General features: G+C 72.8%; 20 protein-coding genes and 1 pseudogene. 12 read left to right on the top strand and 9 right to left on the bottom strand.

Annotated elements, in window-relative coordinates; genetic code table 11:
* Together DKT69_RS23160 and DKT69_RS23155 are read right to left on the bottom strand one after the other, a co-directional pair.
* Positions 1-220, bottom strand: a pseudogene (locus DKT69_RS23160) (MFS transporter); the annotation flags it as partial.
* A gap of 155 nt (positions 221-375) precedes the next feature.
* Positions 376-1,701 carry an MDR family MFS transporter gene (locus DKT69_RS23155; protein WP_109803601.1) on the bottom strand — a complete coding sequence of 442 codons (1,326 nt, stop codon included), beginning with the start codon at positions 1,699-1,701 and terminating at the stop codon, positions 376-378.
* A gap of 150 nt (positions 1,702-1,851) precedes the next feature.
* Between DKT69_RS23155 and DKT69_RS23150 the strand changes: the two genes are divergently transcribed.
* Positions 1,852-2,619 carry a phosphoglyceromutase gene (locus tag DKT69_RS23150; protein WP_109803600.1) on the top strand — a complete coding sequence of 256 codons (768 nt, stop codon included), beginning with the start codon at positions 1,852-1,854 and terminating at the stop codon, positions 2,617-2,619.
* A 49-nt stretch (positions 2,620-2,668) separates the two neighbouring features.
* Here the strand turns inward: DKT69_RS23150 and phoU are convergent, their stop codons facing one another.
* Positions 2,669-3,322 carry a phosphate signaling complex protein PhoU gene (phoU, locus tag DKT69_RS23145; RefSeq protein ID WP_109803599.1) on the bottom strand — a complete coding sequence of 218 codons (654 nt, stop codon included), beginning with the start codon at positions 3,320-3,322 and terminating at the stop codon, positions 2,669-2,671.
* Between the two features lie 213 nt (positions 3,323-3,535).
* On the opposite strand from phoU, the gene DKT69_RS23140 reads away from it, so the two are divergent.
* A complete protein-coding gene (locus DKT69_RS23140) occupies positions 3,536-4,828 on the top strand; it encodes a sensor histidine kinase (RefSeq protein ID WP_201749817.1) in 1,293 nt (430 codons plus the stop codon).
* Between the two features lie 21 nt (positions 4,829-4,849).
* Positions 4,850-5,533, top strand: coding sequence for a response regulator (locus DKT69_RS23135; RefSeq protein ID WP_109803598.1), 684 nt, complete (start codon positions 4,850-4,852; stop codon positions 5,531-5,533).
* 271 nt (positions 5,534-5,804) lie between these two features.
* On the opposite strand, the gene DKT69_RS23125 is transcribed toward DKT69_RS23135, so the two are convergent.
* Both DKT69_RS23125 and DKT69_RS23120 read right to left on the bottom strand, forming a co-directional pair.
* Entirely contained in the window at positions 5,805-6,476 is a 672-nt protein-coding gene (locus tag DKT69_RS23125) for a response regulator (RefSeq protein ID WP_109803597.1), read from the bottom strand.
* A complete protein-coding gene (locus DKT69_RS23120) occupies positions 6,473-8,122 on the bottom strand; it encodes a sensor histidine kinase (RefSeq protein WP_109803596.1) in 1,650 nt (549 codons plus the stop codon). Before DKT69_RS23120 ends, DKT69_RS23125 begins: the two co-directional genes overlap by 4 nt.
* 99 nt (positions 8,123-8,221) lie before the next feature.
* Here DKT69_RS23120 and DKT69_RS23115 point away from each other — a divergent pair, with 99 nt between their 5' ends.
* The 6 genes from DKT69_RS23115 to rraA are packed head-to-tail and all read left to right on the top strand — an operon-like array spanning position 8,222 to position 13,558.
* A complete protein-coding gene (locus tag DKT69_RS23115; protein ID WP_109803595.1) occupies positions 8,222-9,229 on the top strand; it encodes a Bug family tripartite tricarboxylate transporter substrate binding protein in 1,008 nt (335 codons plus the stop codon).
* 5 nt (positions 9,230-9,234) lie between these two features.
* The gene (locus tag DKT69_RS23110; protein WP_236648178.1) at positions 9,235-9,948 is read left to right on the top strand and encodes a tripartite tricarboxylate transporter TctB family protein; all 714 of its coding nucleotides are present in this window, start codon (positions 9,235-9,237) and stop codon (positions 9,946-9,948) included.
* Positions 9,948-11,450, top strand: coding sequence for a tripartite tricarboxylate transporter permease (locus DKT69_RS23105; RefSeq protein WP_109803594.1), 1,503 nt, complete (start codon positions 9,948-9,950; stop codon positions 11,448-11,450). The genes DKT69_RS23110 and DKT69_RS23105 overlap by 1 nt, the downstream gene beginning before the upstream one ends.
* The gene (locus tag DKT69_RS23100; protein WP_109803593.1) at positions 11,447-11,839 is read left to right on the top strand and encodes a universal stress protein; all 393 of its coding nucleotides are present in this window, start codon (positions 11,447-11,449) and stop codon (positions 11,837-11,839) included. The genes DKT69_RS23105 and DKT69_RS23100 overlap by 4 nt, the downstream gene beginning before the upstream one ends.
* Before the next feature lie 43 nt (positions 11,840-11,882).
* Positions 11,883-13,061, top strand: a complete 1,179-nt coding sequence (locus tag DKT69_RS23095) for an MFS transporter (RefSeq protein ID WP_201749816.1) — start codon at positions 11,883-11,885, stop codon at positions 13,059-13,061.
* A 14-nt stretch (positions 13,062-13,075) separates the two neighbouring features.
* Positions 13,076-13,558 carry a ribonuclease E activity regulator RraA gene (gene rraA, locus DKT69_RS23090; RefSeq protein WP_109803592.1) on the top strand — a complete coding sequence of 161 codons (483 nt, stop codon included), beginning with the start codon at positions 13,076-13,078 and terminating at the stop codon, positions 13,556-13,558.
* Positions 13,559-13,574: 16 nt separating this feature from the next.
* Here rraA and DKT69_RS23085 read toward each other — a convergent pair whose 3' ends face one another.
* The gene (locus tag DKT69_RS23085; RefSeq protein ID WP_109803591.1) at positions 13,575-14,384 is read right to left on the bottom strand and encodes a DUF3109 family protein; all 810 of its coding nucleotides are present in this window, start codon (positions 14,382-14,384) and stop codon (positions 13,575-13,577) included.
* Positions 14,385-14,458: 74 nt separating this feature from the next.
* On the opposite strand from DKT69_RS23085, the gene DKT69_RS23080 reads away from it, so the two are divergent.
* Both DKT69_RS23080 and DKT69_RS23075 read left to right on the top strand, forming a co-directional pair.
* On the top strand, positions 14,459-15,403 hold the full coding sequence (locus DKT69_RS23080; protein ID WP_109803590.1) for a Ppx/GppA phosphatase family protein: 945 nt from the start codon (positions 14,459-14,461) through the stop codon (positions 15,401-15,403).
* A 76-nt stretch (positions 15,404-15,479) separates the two neighbouring features.
* On the top strand, positions 15,480-16,286 hold the full coding sequence (locus tag DKT69_RS23075) for a sugar phosphate isomerase/epimerase family protein (protein ID WP_201749815.1): 807 nt from the start codon (positions 15,480-15,482) through the stop codon (positions 16,284-16,286).
* A 20-nt stretch (positions 16,287-16,306) separates the two neighbouring features.
* On the opposite strand, the gene DKT69_RS23070 is transcribed toward DKT69_RS23075, so the two are convergent.
* Genes DKT69_RS23070 through DKT69_RS23060 form a run of 3 tightly spaced genes read right to left on the bottom strand, consistent with a single transcriptional unit; the run spans position 16,307 to position 18,339 of the window.
* Entirely contained in the window at positions 16,307-16,882 is a 576-nt protein-coding gene (locus DKT69_RS23070; RefSeq protein WP_109803588.1) for a CGNR zinc finger domain-containing protein, read from the bottom strand.
* Positions 16,883-16,901: 19 nt separating this feature from the next.
* Positions 16,902-18,068 carry a glutathionylspermidine synthase family protein gene (locus tag DKT69_RS23065; RefSeq protein WP_109803587.1) on the bottom strand — a complete coding sequence of 389 codons (1,167 nt, stop codon included), beginning with the start codon at positions 18,066-18,068 and terminating at the stop codon, positions 16,902-16,904.
* Between the two features lies 1 nt (position 18,069).
* A complete protein-coding gene (locus tag DKT69_RS23060) occupies positions 18,070-18,339 on the bottom strand; it encodes a hypothetical protein (protein WP_236648177.1) in 270 nt (89 codons plus the stop codon).
* A 117-nt stretch (positions 18,340-18,456) separates the two neighbouring features.
* On the opposite strand from DKT69_RS23060, the gene DKT69_RS23055 reads away from it, so the two are divergent.
* Positions 18,457-19,377 carry a proline dehydrogenase family protein gene (locus DKT69_RS23055; protein ID WP_109803586.1) on the top strand — a complete coding sequence of 307 codons (921 nt, stop codon included), beginning with the start codon at positions 18,457-18,459 and terminating at the stop codon, positions 19,375-19,377.
* The last annotated feature ends 24 nt before the right edge of the window (positions 19,378-19,401 follow it).

The raw sequence follows: 19,401 nt of genomic DNA, 5'->3' as shown, positions 1-19,401 counted from the left end.
CCCCGCCGAGCAGCACGCCGACCGCCCCGCCGGCCCCGTACGCCCCGACTACCGCCCCGGCCAGCGCCTCGGAAGCGCCCCGCACGCCGGTGAGGTAGAGCGACAGGAACAGCATCGCGAACGCGCCGGCCCGGTTGATCAGCAGGCCGGACCAGAGGTACCAGAAGGTGGCAGTAAGCCCGCCGGCCGTGTCGTGCCACCAGCGCCGCAGCCCCCGCACCTGTCCTCCATGAAGGTTTGTCAACAGACCACACCCGACCGTAGGGAGGGGCGGACCGGGTCGCCAGGGTGACCGCGGTCACCGCGCCCTGATCATGCCGCGGCACTGCAGGTCACGGCAGGAACAGCGGCGACCTCGCAGCGGCCGGGCGTATCTCAGGAGCGGGTCGGGACGGGCTCGGCCGGCGCGGTCGCGGCGGCCTCGGCCGCCTCGGGGGCCGGGGGCTGGATGACGGTGACCGGCCGGACCGGCACCACGGCCGTGCGGAGCTGGACGGCCCGCCGCTCCCGGGCCGGGCCCGAGACCAGGTGGGCCACCGCCATCACCGCGCCGATCGCGGCGCAGCCGAACCACAACGCGCCGTTGCCGACGTGCTCCCGCACCAGGCCGCCGAGGATCGGGGCGGCCGCCCCGGCGATCTGCCAGGAGAGCGAGAAGGCGCCCTGGTAGCGCCCGCGCAGTTCGGCCGGCGAGAGCTCGGCGATCAGGGTGGAGTTGGACGGCGAGTTGAGCATCTCGCCGAGGGTCCAGATCAGCACCGTGACCCCGTAGAACCAGGCCGTGCCGGCGAACGCGGTAAGGCCGAAGCCCACGCCCATCACCAGCGAGGCCAGCGCCAGCACGTGCGACCGGCTGCGTCCCTTGATCAGCCGGGGTACGAAGAGCTGCCCGACCACGATCAGCACCCCGTTGAGCGCGATCACCGACCCGTAGGTGGCCGGGCTGAGGCCGGAGTCGCCCATGGCGATCGGCAGCATCGAGATGTGCTGGAGGAAGACCAGCGCGGCGAACAGGTTCAGCGCGACGAAGCCCAGGTAGACCCGGTCGGTGAGGATGGTCCGCAGCGCGCCCGCGGGCGCGGCGTCGCCCTTGGCGACGGGGGTCGCCGAGGCGGTGCGGGTCTCCTTCACCCGGGTGAAGATGATCAGTGCGGTGATCAGCGTGGTGGCCGCGTCGACCACGAAGAGCAGCAGATAGCCGGCCTGGGCGGCCATTCCGGCGAGCACGGCGGCGCAGGCGAACCCCAGGTTGATCGCCCAGTAGTTCAGCGAGAAGGCGCGCAGCCGGTCCTTCTCCGGCACCACGTCGATCATCATGGCGCCGAACGCCGGCCGGGCGGCCTCGGCGAAGGTGCCCAGCAGCAGCGCGCCCAGGGCAACCGCCCAGAGCGGCCGGGCCAGGCCGAGCGCGAGCATCATGGTGGCCGCGCCCAGGTGCGCGGTGAGCAGCGTGGGGCGCCGCCCCCACCGGTCGGCGAGGGTGCCGCCGACGGTGGTGCCGACCGCGCCGCCGACGCCCCATGCGCCGAGCACCAGGCCGGCCTGCGAGGCCGAGAAGCCGCGCTCCTGGGTGAGGTAGATGGCGAGGAAGACCAGGACGAACGAGCCGAGCCGGTTGATTAGCGTCCCGGTCCAGAGGTACCAGAAGGCCCTCGGCAGACCGCCCGTCGTGTCCCGGAACCAGCCCCGTACCGTCCGCACCGCGTCGCCCCCGTTTGTAATGACCGGCATATCTCAAGCGCCTTACAACCTAGTCCCGCCCCGGAACGCCGGTCATCAGCTTTTCCACGTGGTGGTCGTCACCGACCGGTCCCCGCGTGTCCACCGGCGGCGTACGGCAGGATGATCGGCATGACTGCGAGCGAGGGGCCTACCGTCGGGACGCTGGTCCTGCTGCGGCACGGCGAGAGTGACTGGAACGCGAAGAACCTCTTCACCGGCTGGGTCGACGTCGACCTGACCGCCAAGGGCGAGGCGGAAGCGCGCCGCGGCGGCGAGCTGATGCGCGAGCACAGCCTCCTGCCGGACGTCATGCACACCAGCGTGCTGCGCCGGGCGATCCGCACCGGCGAGCTGGCGCTCGACGCCGCCGACCGGCACTGGATCGCGGTGCGCCGGTCGTGGCGGCTCAACGAGCGGCACTACGGCGCCCTGCAGGGCAAGAACAAGAAGCAGACCCTCGACGAGTACGGCGAGGAGCAGTTCATGCTCTGGCGCCGCTCGTACGACACGCCGCCGCCGCCGATCGACGACAACGACGAGTGGTCCCAGGCCGGCGACCCCCGGTACGCGCTGTTGCCGACCGAGCTGATGCCGCGCACCGAGTGCCTCAAGGACGTCGTCGATCGGATGCTGCCCTACTGGTACGACTCGATCGTGCCGGACATCCTGGCCGGCCGGACGGTGCTGATCGCCGCGCACGGCAATTCGCTGCGCGCCCTGGTCAAGCACCTCGACCAGATCTCCGACGAGGCGATCGCCAAGCTGAACATCCCGACCGGGATCCCGCTGCGCTACGACCTCGACCCGCAGCTGCGTCCGCTGACACTGGGCGGGACGTACCTCGACCCGGCCGCCGCCAAGGAGGCCGCCGCCGCGGTGGCCAACCAGGGCCGCTGATCCGACGACGAAGGCCCCCGGGTGACCGGGGGCCTTCGTCGTGTCCGGCTCAGCTCGCCGAGGGGCTGTTCACCCCGGTGATCAGGTAGACCACGTGCTCGCCGGCGTTCACCGCGTGGTCGGCGAAGCGCTCGTAGAACCGGCCGAGCAGGGTGGCGTCGATCGCCGTCTCCACCCCGTACGGCCAGTCGTCGCCGAGCAGCACGCCGAACAGGCTCTTGTGCAGGTCGTCCATGGCGTCGTCGTCGCGGTCCAGCTCCGCGGCGAGGTCGGCGTCGGGCTTGGCCAGCACCGAGCCGATCTTCTCGGCCATCCGGTCGGCGATCCCGGCCATGTCGGTGAAGACCGGCCGCAGCTCGGCCGGCACGGCCGGGGACGGGTGCCGGCGCAGCGCGGTCTTGGCGACGTGGTCGGCCAGGTCGCCCATCCGCTCCAGGTCGGCGGCCACGTGCAGGGCGGTGATCATGGCGCGGAGGTCGGAGGCGACCGGCGCCTGCCGGGCGAGCAGGTCGCACACCCGCTCCTCGACGTGCCGGTACAGCTCGTCGATCTCGGCGTCCCGCGCGATCACGGCCTCCGACGCCTCGCGGTCGGCGGTGAGCAGGCCGCGGGTGGCCTGGCGCATCGCGGCGCGCACCCCCTCCGCCATGTCCACCAGCAGTTGGCTGACAATCTGCAGGTCGGCCCGGAATTCGTCGCGCATCGTCACTTCCTGGGGTCGGTGGCCGCGCGCCGGCCCGGGGATCCGGTGCCGGTGCGGCTTGAGCAGGTGCGCGACAACCGTAGGCCGGGGGAGCGGACCCGAGGTGAACGAGGGTGAACGACGCGGGACCCGCGGGTGAACATTCCCGGAAGTGAGAGTGATTCGTCCCGGTCTGGGCGATCCCCAGGTTAACAATGACCCTACGATCGCCAGGTGGAATGGGCGGTGGCGATCGTGGTGGCCCTGGCTCTGGTGACCGGACTGGTCGCCGGGCTGCTGCTGTCCCGACCCCTCGGCGACCGGTGGCGCCGCTCGCGGCTGTCCGGGGACGGGGGCTTGCGCCCCAGTGCAGGGAGGCCGGAGATGCCCGACGACCAGCAGAGCGGGCTCTCCGGGCTCGGCCGCAAGACGATCGACTCGTTGCGGGCCGGCGTCGTGGTGCTGGATCCGGGCGACGTCCCGGTCCTGGTCAACCCCGCGGCGCGGGCCCTGGGCCTGCTCCGGACCGGCCCCACGCCCGGCTCCATCGCCGCCCACCCGCTGATCCGTACCCTCGCCGGGCAGGTCCGCCGCACCGGCGTACGGCGGGAGATCGAGCTGGACCTGCCGCGCGGACGGGACAATGCGGGGGACAACCCGCTCGGGGTGCACCTGCGCGCGATGGGGCTCGGCGCCGGCTACATCTCGGTGGAGGCGGCCGACGTCACCGAGTCGCACCGGCTGGCCCGGGTCCGCCGGGACTTCGTGGCCAACGTCAGCCACGAGCTGAAGACCCCGATCGGCGCGCTGCAACTGCTCGCCGAGGCGCTGGTGGACGCCACCGAGCCGACCGGTGACGGGGCGCCGGACCTCTCCGAGGACCTGATCGCCGCCCGGCGGTTCGCCGAGCGGATCCAGCACGAGTCGACCCGACTCGGTCGGCTGGTGCAGGAGCTGCTGGAGTTGACCCGGCTCCAGGGCGCCGAGCCGCAGCCCCCGCCGGAGCCGGTGTCGGTGGACTGGGTGATCGCCGAGGTGATCGACCGGACCCGCACCGCTGCCACCGCGCGCCGGGTGGACGTCGTGGTCGACGGCGCGCGCGGCCTGACCGTGTACGGCAGCGACACCCAGATCGCCACTGCGGTGGCCAATCTGGTCGAGAACGCCATCAACTACTCGGGCGAGGACACCACCGTCCGGGTGACCGCCCGGGCCACCGACGAGCACGTCGAGATCGCCGTCGCCGACCAGGGCATCGGCATCGCCCCGAACGAGGTCGACCGGATCTTCGAGCGGTTCTACCGGGCCGACCAGGCCCGCTCCCGGGCCACCGGGGGCACCGGCCTGGGCCTGGCCATCGTCAAACACATCGCCAGCAACCATGGCGGTCGGGTGGATGTGTCGAGCACTCTTGGTGGGGGGTCGACGTTCACCCTCCGGCTGCCCGCCAGCCCCCCGGACGACCTGGAGGCGACACTCTCCTCCGCTGGGATCGAGGCCGGCCCGGCCGGGTTCCGGCAGGCCTGACCACAGGAAAGGAAACACCCGTTGAGCCGCGTACTGGTGGTCGAGGACGAGGAATCGTTCTCCGACGCCCTGTCCTACATGCTCCGCAAGGAGGGTTTCGAGGTCTCCGTCGCCGCGACGGGTCCCTCCGCCCTCACCGAGTTCGACCGGACCGGCGCCGACATCGTGCTGCTCGACCTGATGTTGCCGGAGATGTCGGGCACCGAGGTCTGCCGGCAGCTCCGGCAGCGCTCGCACGTGCCGATCATCATGGTCACCGCCCGGGACAGTGAGATCGACAAGGTGGTGGGCCTGGAGATCGGGGCCGACGACTACGTGACCAAGCCGTACTCGCCGCGCGAGCTGGTGGCCCGTATCCGGGCGGTGCTGCGCCGGCAGAGCGCGGAGGTGGCCGAGTCGGGTGCCCCGACCCTCGCCGCCGGCCCGGTCCGGATGGACATCGAGCGGCACGTGGTGACCGTCGACGGGGCCGCCGTCCATCTGCCGCTGAAGGAGTTCGAGCTGCTGGAGCTGCTGCTGCGCAACGCCGGCCGGGTGCTCACCCGGGGGCAGTTGATCGACCGGGTCTGGGGCGCCGACTACGTGGGCGACACCAAGACCCTGGACGTGCACGTCAAGCGGCTGCGTTCCAAGGTCGAGCCGGAGCCGTCCGCGCCGCGCTTCATCGTCACCGTCCGCGGTCTCGGCTACAAGTTCGAGCCGTGACCGGCCGGGCCCGCGCCCGAACGACCTCCGCGCGGCGTCACGGCGAGGCGGCCGGCGCGGCGGGCGAGGCGGGCGAGACGGCCGGGGCGGCGACCGGCGCGCGGCGGGCGAGGCGGCCGGGGCGGCGCCGGGCAGGTGCATGCCTGAGCGGCGATATACCTGAGAGGAATATTTATGACTCCCAGGTATATCGCTCGTCGGGGTGTTGCTCTTCGGGAGTCCGGACCGGGCCCGAGCGCCTCTTCGCCGCGAGACCGGCGTCAGCGCCGGGTCAGCCCACCCAGCAGTATCGGCGTTCCGGCCGGCCGGCCGCGCCGTACCGCAGACTCACCTCGGCCCGGCCGGTACCGGAGAAGTGCTCCAGGTAGCGGCGGGCACTGACCCGGGAGATGCCCACCCGGTTGGCGCACTCGGCGGCCGAGAGGGTGCCGGTGTGTTCGCGGAGCGCGCGTTCGACCAGCTCGGCGGTCTCCGTGCTCAGCCCGCGGGGCAGGGCCGGGGTGGCGACCGAGCCGCTGCGGGAGAGCACCCGGTCCACGTCGGCCTGGTCGCTGACCACCGTGGCGCGCAGCGTGTTGCGGCGGGCCGCGTACTGCTCCAGCCGGGTCCGCAGCTCGTCGAACCCGAACGGCTTGAGCAGGTAGTTGACCGCGCCGTAGCGGACCGCCCGGCGGACCGCCTCCGCCTCCCGGGCGGCGCTGATCACCAGGACGTCGCAGTCGTGCCGGGCGGCCCGCAGCCGGGTCACCACGTCCAGGCCGAACATGTCCGGCAGGTAGAGGTCGAGCAGCACCAGGTCGGGGTGGAGTTCGTCGACCGCGGCGACGGCCTGCTCGCCGGTGCTGGCGGTGCCCACCACCCGGAAACCCTCGATCCGCTCGACGAACCCGCAGTGGATCCGGGCCACCATGAAGTCGTCGTCGACGACGAGCACGTCGATCATCGCGCCTCCTCCATCGCTCGGGACACCGACATCCGGGCGGTGAACATCGCCCCCTCCTCGGTGTTGGTCACCGCGATCTCACCGCCGCGACGGTTGCAGACCAACCGGGTGAGCGCCAACCCGATGCCGCGCTCGCCACCCTGGGCCGCCTTGGTGGTGAAGCCGTGCGTGAACACCTCCTGGGCCAGCTCCGGCGCCACCCCGGGACCGGAGTCCCGGACGACGATCTCCACCGACGAGGCGTCCTGCCGCAGCTCGACCTCCACCCAGGCGGGCCGCTCCGGCGGGCCGCCCGCCTCCCGACCGCCGGCGACCGCCTCCACCGCGTTGTCGACCAGGTTGCCGAGCACCGTCGCGACGTCGGCGGAGACCTCCGGCTCCAGCCGGTCGAGCCCGGTCCGCTCGGAGATCCGCAGTTCCACCCGGCGCTCCGCGGCCACCGCCGACTTCGCCATCAGCAGCGCCGCCACCGCCGTGTCGTGGATCCGGCTGGTGACCGTGAGGTCGAGCGAGGCCCGGTGCCGGCTGAGCGCGTCGACGTACCGCACGACCTCGTCGTGCTCACCGACCTGGATCAGCCCGGAGATGGTGTGCAGCTGGTTGGCGAACTCGTGGGTCTGCGCCCGCAGCAGCTCGGCGGTGCTCCGGAACGAGCCGATCTCCCGCTCCAGCCGGGCCAGTTCGGTCCGGTCCCGCAGGGTGGTCACCGAGCCGAGCCGGCGGCCGTCCTTGCGAACCGTCATCCGGTTCATCACCAGCACCCGGCCGCCCCGGACCACGACCTGGTCGCGCGCCTCCGGTCCGCCGCCCGCACCGGCCAGCACGTCCCGCAGCCGGCCTGAGATCCGCAGCTCGGCCAGGCTGTGGCCGAGGCAGTGCTCGGGCAGGTCGAGCAGCCGCCGGCCGACCGCGTTGACCAGCGTCACGCGCAACTGCGGGTCCAGCGCGATCACCCCCTCGGCGATGCCGTGCAGCAGCGCCTCCCGGTGCTCGGCCAGCCCGGCGATCTCCCGGGGCTCCAGGCCGAGGGTCTGCCGCTTGATCCGTCGGGCCAGCAGCCAGGACCCGACCACGCCGAGCGCGCTCGCGATGCCGAGATAGGTGAGCAGGTACGACGAGGCCCCCACCAGCCGTTCCGACCAGGTCGGCGACGCCTCGCCGACCACCACCACGCCCAGGTAGCGTCCCAGGTTCTCCTCGCGGGCGCCGAGCACCGGCACCTGAGCCACCAGCTCCCGCGAGCCGTCGACCTCCAGCTCGCCGAACCAGCTCCGCCCTTGCTCCACCCGGGGATCGCCGAGCACCACCGGGCTGCCCACCAGGGTCGGGTCGCTCGAGCTCACCACCCGGCCCCGGGCGTCCGCCACGGTCACCGAGGTAACCCCGGACTTGGTGAGCATGTTCTGCACCAGCGGCGCGATCGTCTCGGCCGGCGCCGGCTGGTTGAGCCGGTCGCGCAGCAGTCGGTCGGCGGCGAGCTGCTCGCCGAGGGCGGCAACCCGATCCCCCTCCACCCGGTTGAACGTGGCCTCGGACTGGGCCAGGGAGACGGCGGCGACGGCCACCAGCACCACGACGATGATCGCGAGCTGGAGGACCAGCAGCTGCCCGGCCAGGGTTCGGCGGCGGGACGTGATCGCGACCACAAAGACCTCAACTTCCGCTGGTGACACAACGCAGACAGGCGGCCCGCGCGGAGGTCACCATCTTGCCGCTGGACTCATTCGAAACGGAAGAGAAACAAGATGGCAACTAGGAGAAACCTGCTGGTCATGGGGGTCGCCGCCGCCTCGGCGCTGGCCCTGGCTGCCTGCGGCGCCACCGCCGACAAGAACGAGGGCGGCTCCAGCAACGACGGCAAGCCGGTCAGCGGTCTGCGGATCATGGTGCCGAACACGCCCGGCGGCGGGTACGACACCACCGCCCGGACCGCCGCGAAGGTGATGGAGGACGCCAAGATCGCCACCGGTGTGCAGGTGTTCAACCTGCCCGGCGCGGGCGGCACGGTCGGCCTCCAGCGGACCGTGAACGAGAAGGGCAACGGCAAGCTCGCCATGCAGATGGGGCTGGGCGTGGTCGGTGCCTCGTACACGTCCAAGTCGTCGGCGACGCTGACCCAGACCACCCCGCTGGCCAAGATGATCGAGGAGGCCGGCGCCATCGTGGTGCCGAAGGACTCGCCGTACAAGACGATCGGTGACCTGGTCGCGGCCTGGAAGGCCAACCCCAAGGGTCTCGCGGTCGGCGGCGGCTCCTCGCCCGGCGGTCCGGACCACCTGCTGCCGATGCAGCTCGCGAAGACCGTCGGCATCGACCCCCGCCAGGTCAACTTCGTCTCCTACGACGGCGGCGGCGAGCTGCTGCCGGCCGTGCTCGGCGGCAAGGTGGCCTTCGGCGCCAGCGGCTTCGGCGAGTTCCTCGACCAGGTCGAGGCCGGCCAGATCCGGGTCCTCGCGGTGACCAGCGAGGCGCCCATCGACGCGCTCAAGGATGTGCCGACGCTCAAGTCCGCCGGCATCGACCTGGTCTTCACCAACTGGCGGGGCATCGTCGCGCCCCCCGGCATCAGCGACGCCGACAAGAAGGTCTGGATCGACGTGCTGACGAAGATGCACGAGTCCGAGGAGTGGAAGGCCGAGCTGGCCAAGCGCGGCTGGACCGACGCATTCGTCACCGGCGACGAGTTCGGCACCTTCCTGACCGAGCAGGACAAGGCCGTGGCCGACGTGCTCAAGCAGCTCGGGTTGGCATGAGCGGCATGACCACCCGACCGGACCGGGGCGGCGAGCAGCCGCCCCGGCCTCCGGCCGTGCAGGCCTCCGTACCGCCGGACCCCGATCAGGCGGGCGTGGAGACATCCGTGCCGCCGATCCCGGCACAGGCGGGCGCGGAGCGTACGCCGGATCAGCCGGAGGTGGCGCGGCCCGCGACGGCCGACGTCCCGCCGACGGTCGCGGACGCGGCGGGGGCGGAGGACGGCCCGGCGCCCAAGCCGGACCGGGCGCAGTACGGCGTCTGCGCCTTCCTCGCCCTCGTCGGCGCGTTGGTCATCGCCGACGCGACGCGGATCGGGCACGCGGTGAACACCGCCGACCCGATCGGCCCGAAGCCGGTGCCGATCCTGCTCGGCGTGCTGCTGCTGATTGTCGCGGCGATCTACGCGGTGGACGTGGCCCGGGGCGGTGCGGGCGAGCCGGAGGCCGGCGAGGACGTCGACCTGACCACCCCGATCGACTGGCGGACCGTGCTGCTGCTGATCGGCGCGTTCCTGGTCAACGCCGTGCTGATCGACCGGCTCGGCTGGGTGATCAGCGGGACGCTGCTCTTCTGGGGCTCGGCCTACGCGCTGGGCAACCGCCATTACATCCGGAACCTGCTGATCGCCGTGGCGCTGTCGTTGATCACCTTCTACACGTTCGCCATCGGGCTCGGCGTCAATCTGCCCGCCGGCGTGCTGCAAGGAATCCTCTGATGGACAATTTCGGGCACCTGCTCGACGGGTTCGCCAACGTGGTGACCCCGATGAACCTGCTGATCGCGCTGCTCGGCGTGACCATCGGCACCGCTGTCGGCGTGCTGCCCGGCATCGGTCCGGCGATGACGGTGGCACTGCTGCTGCCGGTCACCTACGGGCTGGAGACGAGCCAGGCGTTGATCATGTTCGCCGGCATCTTCTACGGCGGCATGTACGGCGGCTCGACCACTTCGATCCTGCTGAACACCCCCGGTGAGTCGTCCTCGGTGGTGACCGCGATCGAGGGCAACAAGATGGCGAAGGCGGGCCGGGCCGCGCAGGCGCTGGCCACCGCCGCGATCGGCTCGTTCGTCGCCGGCACCATCGCCACCCTGCTGCTGGTGGTGGTCACCCCGCCGGTGGTGTCGTTCGCGATCAGCCTCGGCGCGCCCGACTTCTTCGCGCTCATGCTGCTCGCGTTCGTGGCCGTCACCGCGGTGCTCGGCGCATCCCGGGTACGCGGCTTCGCCTCGCTGCTGCTCGGCCTGGTCATCGGCGTGATCGGGATCGACCAGAGCGGTCAGCAGCGGCTCACCCTGGGGATTCCGCAGCTCGCCGACGGCATCGACGTGGTCGTGGTGGCGGTCGGCATCTTCGCCGTCGGCGAGGCGCTCTGGATCGCCGCGCACCTGCGCCGGAAGGCCGGCGAGGTGATTCCGGTCGGCCAGCCGTGGATGGGGAAGCAGGACTGGAAGCGGTCCTGGCTGCCGTGGCTGCGCGGCACCGCGTTAGGGTTCCCGTTCGGCGCGGTGCCGGCCGGCGGGGCGGAGATCCCGACCTTCCTGTCGTATGTGACCGAGAAGAAGCTGACGAAGCACCCTGAGGAGTTCGGCCGGGGCGCAATCGAGGGCGTCGCCGGGCCGGAGGCCGCCAACAACGCCTCCGCCGCCGGCACGCTGGTGCCGATGCTGGCGCTCGGCCTGCCCACCAACGCCACCGCCGCGGTGATGCTGGCCTCCTTCGAGCAGCACGGCATCCAGCCCGGCCCGCTGCTCTTCGAACGGGAGTCCGGCCTGGTCTGGACCCTGATCGCCAGCCTCTTCATCGGCAACCTGCTGTTGCTGGTGCTCAACCTGCCGCTCGCCCCCGCCTGGGCACGGCTGCTCCGGATCCCGCGTCCGTACCTCTACGCCGGGATCCTCTTCTTCGCGTCGATGGGCGCGTACGCGGTCAACGCCCAGCCGTTCGACCTGTTCCTGCTGCTCACCCTGGGCCTGCTCGGCTTCGGCATGCGGCGCTTCGGGCTGCCGATCCTGCCGCTGATCGTCGGGGTGATCCTCGGCCCGCGCGCCGAGCTCCAGGGCCGGCGGGCGTTGCAGCTCTCCGGCGGCGAGCTGGACGGGCTGATCGGTGGCTGGGTGTCCTGGCTGATCTACGCCGTCGTGCTGCTGGTGCTGCTCTGGCCGCTGGTCGGCCGGTTCGTGGTCCGTCCGCTGCGGGGAAGGTTGGTGACCGGATGACCGTGCTGGTGGGGTACGTGCCCTCCCCGCTCGGCGAGGCGGCCCTGCAGGCCGCCATCGAGCAGGCGAAGTTCCGCGAGGAGCCGGTGCTGGTGGTGAACACGTCGCGCGGTGACGCGTACGTCGATCCGCGCTTCGCGCAGGAGCCCGACCTGGAGCAGGTCACCCGCGAGTTGACCGCCGCGGGCGTGCCGCACACCGTCCGGCAGCTCATGCGCGGGCGGGACGCCGCCGAGGAGATCGTGGAGATCGTCGAGGCGGAGGACGTGTCGCTGGTGGTAATCGGGATCCGGCACCGGACCCCGGTCGGGAAGCTGATCATGGGGTCGACCGCGCAGGAGGTCCTGCTCCGGGTCCCGTGCCCGGTGCTCGCCGTGAAGGCCGACTGAGTGACCGGTCGCGTCACGTTGTCGGCGGGGACCCCTGCCTGAGGTGGGGGTCCCCGGCCGCGCCCAGACCGCCCTGCTCCTTACGCACACCGTCGTGGTGCAGGCGGTCACCTTCATGCTGCGCCCGGCCTCGACCTACCGGGCGCTCGACCTCGACGTGCCGTCGGCCTGGCTGGGCGTGCTCGGGGCCAGCTTCGCCGTCGTACCGCTGGTGCTGGCCGTCCCCTCCGGACACGCCGTCGACCGGTTCGGCGAACGCCGGATCGTGCTGGCCGGGTCGGGGCTGCTCGCCGTCGCCGGCCTGTGCTTCGTCTTCCTCGCGGACTCGGTCGCCGGCCTGGTGTTGGCCAGCATGGTGCTGGGCACCGCGCATCTCTGCTCGGTGGTGGCGCAGCAGGCCCTGGTCGCGAACCGCACCCCGGCGGACCGGTACGACGCGGCCTTCGGCTACTACACGTTCGCGGCCTCACTCGGCCAGGCGCTCGGCCCGGGCCTGATCGTGGTCTTCGGCGGGGACCGGCCGATGCCGGACACCCGGGCCATCTTCGTCGGCGCCACCGCGCTCACCGTGCCGCTGCTGGTCGCCGCCGGGTTCCTCCGCCCGTCGGGCCACCACCGGCAGGTGGCCGGGCCGGCTGCCGGCGGACTGCGTGGCCTGCTCCGCGAGCCCGGGCTGGTCCGGGCGCTCACGGTCAGCTGCGTCGTGCTGGCCGCGGTCGACATCACCCTGGTCTACCTGCCCGCCCTCGGCGCCGAACGCGGCATCGCCGCCGGCTCGATCGGCGTCCTGTTGGGGCTGCGCGCGGTGGCGTCGATGGCCTCCCGGCTGCTGCTCGGCCGGCTGGTCGCCACCGTGGGTCGGCGCGCGCTGCTGATCGGCACCGTCGCCCTCTCCGCCGCCGGTCTCGGGCTGCTGCTGCCGCCCCTGCCGTTCTGGGCGATGGCCGTCGTGGTCACGGTCGCCGGGTTGGGGCTGGGCGCGGGCCAACCGCTCACCATGTCGTTCCTGGCCGAGGTCGCCCCGCCGGGCCTGCGCGGCCGGGCGATGTCGCTGCGGCTGACCGGCAACCGGCTCGGCCAGGTGCTCATCCCCAGCGCCGCCGGCGTGCTGGCGGCCGGCGCCGGGGCGGCCGGGGTGCTCGCCTGCACCGCGGCGGGCCTGGCCGGCGCGGCCGTCGCCGCCACCGGCCTGCACCGGTTATCCACCCCCGCAACCGAATGAGAGAGGGAAGATCCATGCTGATCCCGACCGCCGACCTCTACGACCGGTACGGCGACACGCTCGGCTCCTGCGACACCCAGCTGCGCCAGTACGGCGGCGTCGCCGCCTTCGCCGGGCCCGCGGTCACCGTGCGCTGCTTCGAGGACAACGCCCTGGTGAAGTCGATCGTCGGCGAGCCGGGGGCGGGGCGGGTGCTGGTGGTGGACGGCGGCGGATCGCTGCACACCGCCCTGATGGGCGACCTCATCGCCGGCACGGCCGCGGAGAACGGCTGGGCGGGCGTGGTGATCAACGGCGCGGTTCGCGACGTCGCCGCCCTGCGGGCCCTGCCGATCGGCATCAAGGCGCTCGGCACGAACCCCCGCAAGAGCGCCAAGACGGGCGCCGGTGAGCGGGACGTGCCGGTGTCGTTCGGCGACTGCGTCTTCGCGCCGGGCGCCGAGGTGCACAGCGACGACGACGGCGTCGTGGTCGTGCCGCCCGGGGGACGGCCGTAGCGTCGGCCGCGCCGGGTCAGCCCTCGCTGGCCGGGTGCGGGGCGATCTGACCCTGCCGCAGCCGGGCCGCGCACAGCTCCGCCAGCTTCGCGTACGCGGGGGCGCCGATCAGCGCGGTCAGCTCCGGGCCGTACGAGACGTACATCGGCTCGGCGCCGACGTGCGCGTCGGTGGAGGAGGTGCACCACCAGTCCAGGTCGTGCCCGCCCGCGCCCCAGCCCCGCCGGTCGAACTCCGACAGCGTGGAGATCAGCACCTTGGTGTTGTCGGTCCGCTTGTGCCAGTCCTGGTCGCGGCGGATCGGCAGTTGCCAGCAGACGTCCGGCTTGTACTCCAGCGGATGCACGCCGTCGCGCAGCGCCTGGGCGTGCAGCGCGCAGCCGCCCCCACCCGGGAAGTCGGCGTCGTTGAGGAAGACGCACGGCGCGTCGACGTCCCGGGTGGCGGTGCGCCGGGCCGGGTTCTTGCCGTCGATGGTGTCGTTCTCGGTCCAGTTCTTGAAGCCGCGGCGGAAGTGCTGCCAGGTCGACGGGGTGAGCCGCTTGACCGCGGTGCGGACCCGCTTCTCGTCGTCGGAGTCGGTGAAGAACGCGCCGTGCGAGCAGCAGCCGTCGGCGGCCCGGCCGGCGACGATGCCGTGGCAGCCCTTGCCGAAGATGCACGTCCAGCGGGAGAGCAGCCAGGTCAGGTCGGCCCGGACCAGGTGCTTCTCGTCCGCCGGGTCGACGAACTCGATCCACTCCCGGGGAAAGTCGAGCCCCACCTCCCGGCTGCGCGGGTCGTCGGGGTCGTCCACGAGTACCTGCAGCTCGATCTGGCCTGTCACCCGGACCAGCGTACGCGGGGTGCCTCCGGCCGGCTGGCGAGCCGGGAAAACGTGTTGCGCCTAGGGTCATCAGCATGCGACTGGGTGTCCTCGACGTCGGTTCGAACACGGTGCACCTGCTGGTGGTCGACGCCCACCACGGGGCGCACCCCTGGCCGGCGCACTCGGAGAAGGTGGTGCTCCGGCTGGCCGAGCAGATCGGCCCGGACGGCGCGCTGACCGAGGCGGGCGCGGACGGGCTGGTCAAGGCGGTCGGCATGGCCCGGGCGGCGGCGGCCGGGCTGGACGCCGACGACCTGCTCGCCTTCGCCACCTCCGCCGTCCGGGACGCCACCAACGCCGCCGAGGTGCTGGCCCGGGTCCGGGAGGAGACCGGCGTACGGCTGGAGGTGCTCGCCGGCGCGGACGAGGCGCGGATGACCTTCCTGGCGGTCCGGCGGTGGTTCGGCTGGTCGGCCGGCCGGCTGCTGGCCCTCGACATCGGCGGCGGCTCGCTGGAGCTGGCGGCCGGGATCGACGAGGAACCGGACGTGGCGATCTCGTTGCCGCTCGGCGCCGGGCGGTTGAGCCGGGAGCGGCTGCGGGTCGACCCGTCGGGCACCCTGGCGCCGCCGGCCGAGGCCGTGGAGGAGCTGCGGGAGTACGTCGACGAGCGGCTCGACCCGGTGGTGGAGAAGTTGGCGGCGGTGGGCTGGGAACGCCCGGTCGCCACCTCGAAGACGTTCCGGACGCTGGCCCGGCTGGCCGGCGCCGCGCCCTCCGGCGCCGGGCTCTGGGCCCGGCGCAGCCTGACCCGCACCGGGCTGCGGCAGGTGCTGGGCTTCGTCCGGCACATCCCGCCGGCGCAGCTGCCGGAGCTGGAGGGGGTGAGCGCCGCCCGGGCCCACCAGCTCCTGGCCGGCGCGGTGGTGGCCGAGGCGGTGATGCGCCGGCTCGACGTCGACGCGCTCGACGTCTGCCCGTGGGCGCTGCGCGAGGGGGTCATCCTCCGGCGGCTCGATCAGCTCGCGCCGATGTGATCCCGGTCGGTCGTTCTGGGCTTTTTGCGGGTGCTCGTCCTGATGCCGTGCGACGGGCCGGGCTACCCTGAGGGGCGTGACTTCCCGCGTCCCGGTGCTCCTCTCCAGTTCCTCGGTCTTCCCTGAGCGGACCGCGGCGGCGTTCCAGCTCGCCGCCGCGCTCGGCTACGACGGCGTCGAGGTGATGGTCTGGACCGACGTCGTCAGCCAGGACCCGGGCGCGCTGCGCGGGCTCGCCGACCACTACGGCGTGCCGGTGCTCTCGGTGCACGCGCCCTGCCTGCTGGTCACCCAGCGGGTGTGGAGCCCGGACCCGTGGGAGCGGCTGCGCAAGGCCGCCGAGCTGGCCGAGACCCTCGAAGCGCCGACCGTCGTGGTGCACCCGCCGTTCACCTGGCAGCGGGACTACGCCCGGAACTTCACCGACGGCCTCGACAAGATCGCCGGGCAGTTCGGCGGGCTGCGCTTCGCGGTGGAGAACATGTACCCGGTGCGGATGGCCGGCCGGCAGTTCGTCCCGTACGTCCCGGGGTGGGATCCGACCGACACCGGCTACGCCGCGTACACCCTGGACCTGTCGCACTGCGCCGCCTCGCACACCGACGCCCTGGAGATGGCCGACCGGATGGGCGCCGGCCTGGCGCACGTCCACCTCGGCGACGGCACCGGTGAGGGACGCGACGAGCACCTGGTGCCCGGGCGGGGCGGCCAGCCCTGCGCCGAGCTGCTCCGCTCGCTCGCCGGGCGCGGCTTCACCGGCTCGGTCGCCGTGGAGGTCACCACCCGGGGCGCGAAGAGCCGCGCGGTGCGGGAGGCCGACCTGCGCGAGGCCCTGGAGTTCGCCCGCGCCAACCTCACCGCCCCCTCCCCGGTCGACGTCTGACGGGGAGGGCGCGCCCCCGGTCAGCTGACCGGGGTGAGGGTCTCCGCCTGGGCGGGCACGGTGAGCTGGTCGCCGACGGCCGCCCGCTTGCGGGCCCGGTGGGCCGCCACGTGCGAGCGGGTGGCGCAGCGCTCCGAGCAGAACCGCCGGCAGCAGTTCGACGAGGTGTCCAGGTAGACGTTGCCGCAGCGCTCGTCCGCGCAGACGCCGAACCGGGCGCTGCCGTACTCGCAGAGCCAGACCGACAGCCCCCACACCGCGCCGGCCAGGTACTCCTGGCTGACCGAGGCGCCGCGGCTGGTCACGTGCATGTGCCAGTCGCTGGAGTCGTGGCCGGAGATCCGCGGCTGCACCGGGAACGCCTCCAGCAGCGCGTTCAGCTCGGCCACCGCCTGACCGTCCCGGCCCGAGGTGCCGTACTCGAAGACGTCACGCAGGCGCTTCTGCGCCCGCCGGAAGATCGCCAGGTCCCGCTCCGCGACCTCGTCGCGCATCCACGCGTTGTCGTCCGGGAAGAGGGCCCGCAGGTCGTCGAGGTCGTCCAGGCGGGCGTTGACGAGGTCAACGCCGGTCCGGGCGTACGCGTCGAAGTTCACGACACCAACGGTAGACGACTCACGGGGTACGCGGCGCATCGATGTAGTGCGGCAGGAACCGCGCGTAACCGTCCGTGATGAGGCTCTCGCTCTCGCGTACGCCGGCGCCAGCCGACTCGCCGTCGACGATCCAGCTCCCCAGCACCATCCGGCTGCCGGCGAACTCGGGCAGCGCCCGGAACTGCTGGTAGCAGAACCCCTCCTCGCCGTAGCTCCCCGGATTGGTGATCTCGGCGCCGCCGGTGACGATCCGCACCGAGCCGCCCTCCCGGCCGAGCAGCGGCTTCGCCACGTACTCGGTCATCCCGCGCGGCGAGTCCAGGTACGCCGGGAGCAGGTACTCGTGGTCCGGGTACAGCTCCCAGAGCACGGCCAGCAGGGCCTTGTTCGACAGCAGCAGCTTCCAGGCCGGCTCGATCCAGGTGGTCGGGGTGCCCGGGTCCAGCGCGAGCGGCCCGTACGGCTCGGCGAGCATCCACTCCCACGGGTAGAGCTTGAAGCAGGTGGTGACCGGGCGGTCGGCAGCGTCGACGAAGCGCCGGCCGTCCCAGCCGACCTGCTGGATGGGGAGCAGCTCGACGTCCAGCCCGGCCTGGCGGGCGGTCTCCGCCAGGTAGCCGGCGGTGATCTGGTCCTCGCCGGACTCCTCCTCGCCCGACCAGACCACGTGCACCCGCCGGTCGTGCAGGTCGGCGCCGATCTTCGCCCACGCCCCGACCAGGCGCTCGTGCAGGCTGTTCCACTGGTCCGCCGCGGGCCGGATGTGCTCCAGCCAGTACCACTGGATGATGCTCGCCTCGACCAGCGCGGTCGGGGTGTCGGCGTTGTACTCCAGCAGCTTCGGCGGCCAGGAGCCGTCGTACCAGAGGTCGAAACGGCCGTAGAGGGAAGGCGCGGCCTCGCGCAGCGACCGGGCGACCGCCTCGGCGGCCCAGGCCGGGATGCCGAACTCGGCGTACCGGTCGCGGGCCACCACGTGCTCCGCCGCGGCCACCGACATCCGGTGCAGCTCCTCGGTCGCCTCCTCCAGCCGGAGCACCTCGTCCAGCGCGAAGGCGTACGCGGCGGTCTCGTCCCAGTACGACATGATCCCGCCGTCGGGCAGCTCGGTGTCGACGTACACCAGGCCCTGCGAGCGGATGGTGGCGTCCCAGCCGGGGCGGGGGGTGCTGGCCTCGCGCCGCACCTCAGCCCCCGCAGGCGGCGAGGTGGGTGCCGAAGCCGCCGCGCTCGGGCACCGCCGCGGCGACCGGCTCCGGGGCGGTCCGGGCGGCGGCCGGCGCGGGGACCCGCAGCGCCAGCGCCACCGTGTCCCCACCACCGCCGGCCGGGCCCAGCGCGCAGTCGTCATCGTCGTCGTCGGTCAGGTTGCAGCCGGAGAGGGCGAGCGCCAGGGCGGTCAACGCGCCGAGCTGCACGGTGGCCGACCGGAGCCGGCGTCGGGGGCGTGGTTCCACGTGAACGTTGTAGCCGATCACCGCCACGTCGTCGGTCCCGACGGCCCGCTCGCAGCAGTGCGTGACGTACGCCCCGCCCCCCGGCGGGGGTGGCTCGCCGGGCGTTACCCTCGGCTCATGCTCCGTTCCGTCATCCTCGCCGCCTCCCGGTCATCCCAGGTCGAGCGGCTCGTCGCGACGGCCCCGTTCACCCGGGACGTCGTCCGCCGGTTCGTCGCCGGCGCCGGCACCGACGACGCGTTGCGCGCGACCCGCGAACTCGTCGCCGACGGCCTCGCGGTCACCCTCGACAACCTCGGCGAGGACACCGTCACCCCCGAGCAGGCGAACGCCACCCGGGACGAATACCTCAAGTTGCTGCGGCTGCTCTCCGCCGCCGGCCTCACCCCCGCCGCCGAGGTGAGCGTGAAGCTCTCCGCGCTCGGGCAGATGTTCGACGAGCAGCTCGCCTACGACAACGCGCGAGCGATCTGCGCGGCCGCCGACGCGGCGGGCACCACGGTCACCCTGGACATGGAGGACCACACCACCACCGACTCGACCCTGGACGTCCTGGCCAAGCTGCGCAAGGACTACCCGTCGACCGGTGCGGTGCTCCAGGCGTACCTGCGGCGGACCGAGTCGGACTGCCGGGAGCTGGCCGGCGCGGGGTCGCGGGTGCGGCTGTGCAAGGGCGCCTACAAGGAGCCGGAGTCGGTGGCCTACCAGTCCGCCCGCGAGGTGGACAGGTCCTACGTCCGCTGCCTGAACGTGCTGATGGCCGGCGACGGCTACCCGATGCTGGCCACCCACGACCCGCGCCTGATCGCCATCGGCGAGGACCGGGCCCGCTGGTTCGACCGCGGCCCGGACCGTTTCGAGTTCCAGATGCTGTACGGCATCCGCCCCGAGGAGCAGGCCCGCCTCGTCGGCGAGGGCTACACCGTGCGCACCTACCTGCCGTACGGCGAGGACTGGTACGGCTACCTGATGCGCCGCCTCGCCGAGCGCCCCGCCAACCTGATCTTCTTCGGCCGGGCGCTGATCTCCAAGAAGTGACTCACCGGTTCGACCAGGCCCGGG

Source organism: Micromonospora sicca (genome assembly GCF_003172935.1).
In the GTDB taxonomy this organism is placed as follows: Bacteria; Actinomycetota; Actinomycetes; order Mycobacteriales; family Micromonosporaceae; genus Micromonospora; species Micromonospora sicca.
The sequence above is the reverse complement of the archived record's forward strand: the minus strand, read 5'-3'. Positions and strand labels throughout refer to the sequence as shown.

What these genes read in the sequence shown, in the direction of transcription:
- DKT69_RS23150 (WP_109803600.1), top strand. Translation starts at nt 1,852, where the DNA reads ATGACTGCGAGCGAGGGGCCTACCGTCGGGACGCTGGTCCTGCTGCGG.
- phoU (WP_109803599.1), bottom strand. Translation starts at nt 3,322, where the DNA reads ATGCGCGACGAATTCCGGGCCGACCTGCAGATTGTCAGCCAACTGCTG.
- DKT69_RS23125 (WP_109803597.1), bottom strand. Translation starts at nt 6,476, where the DNA reads ATGATCGACGTGCTCGTCGTCGACGACGACTTCATGGTGGCCCGGATC.
- DKT69_RS23115 (WP_109803595.1), top strand. Translation starts at nt 8,222, where the DNA reads ATGGCAACTAGGAGAAACCTGCTGGTCATGGGGGTCGCCGCCGCCTCG.
- DKT69_RS23110 (WP_236648178.1), top strand. Translation starts at nt 9,235, where the DNA reads ATGACCACCCGACCGGACCGGGGCGGCGAGCAGCCGCCCCGGCCTCCG.
- DKT69_RS23105 (WP_109803594.1), top strand. Translation starts at nt 9,948, where the DNA reads ATGGACAATTTCGGGCACCTGCTCGACGGGTTCGCCAACGTGGTGACC.
- DKT69_RS23100 (WP_109803593.1), top strand. Translation starts at nt 11,447, where the DNA reads ATGACCGTGCTGGTGGGGTACGTGCCCTCCCCGCTCGGCGAGGCGGCC.
- rraA (WP_109803592.1), top strand. Translation starts at nt 13,076, where the DNA reads ATGCTGATCCCGACCGCCGACCTCTACGACCGGTACGGCGACACGCTC.
- DKT69_RS23080 (WP_109803590.1), top strand. Translation starts at nt 14,459, where the DNA reads ATGCGACTGGGTGTCCTCGACGTCGGTTCGAACACGGTGCACCTGCTG.
- DKT69_RS23055 (WP_109803586.1), top strand. Translation starts at nt 18,457, where the DNA reads ATGCTCCGTTCCGTCATCCTCGCCGCCTCCCGGTCATCCCAGGTCGAG.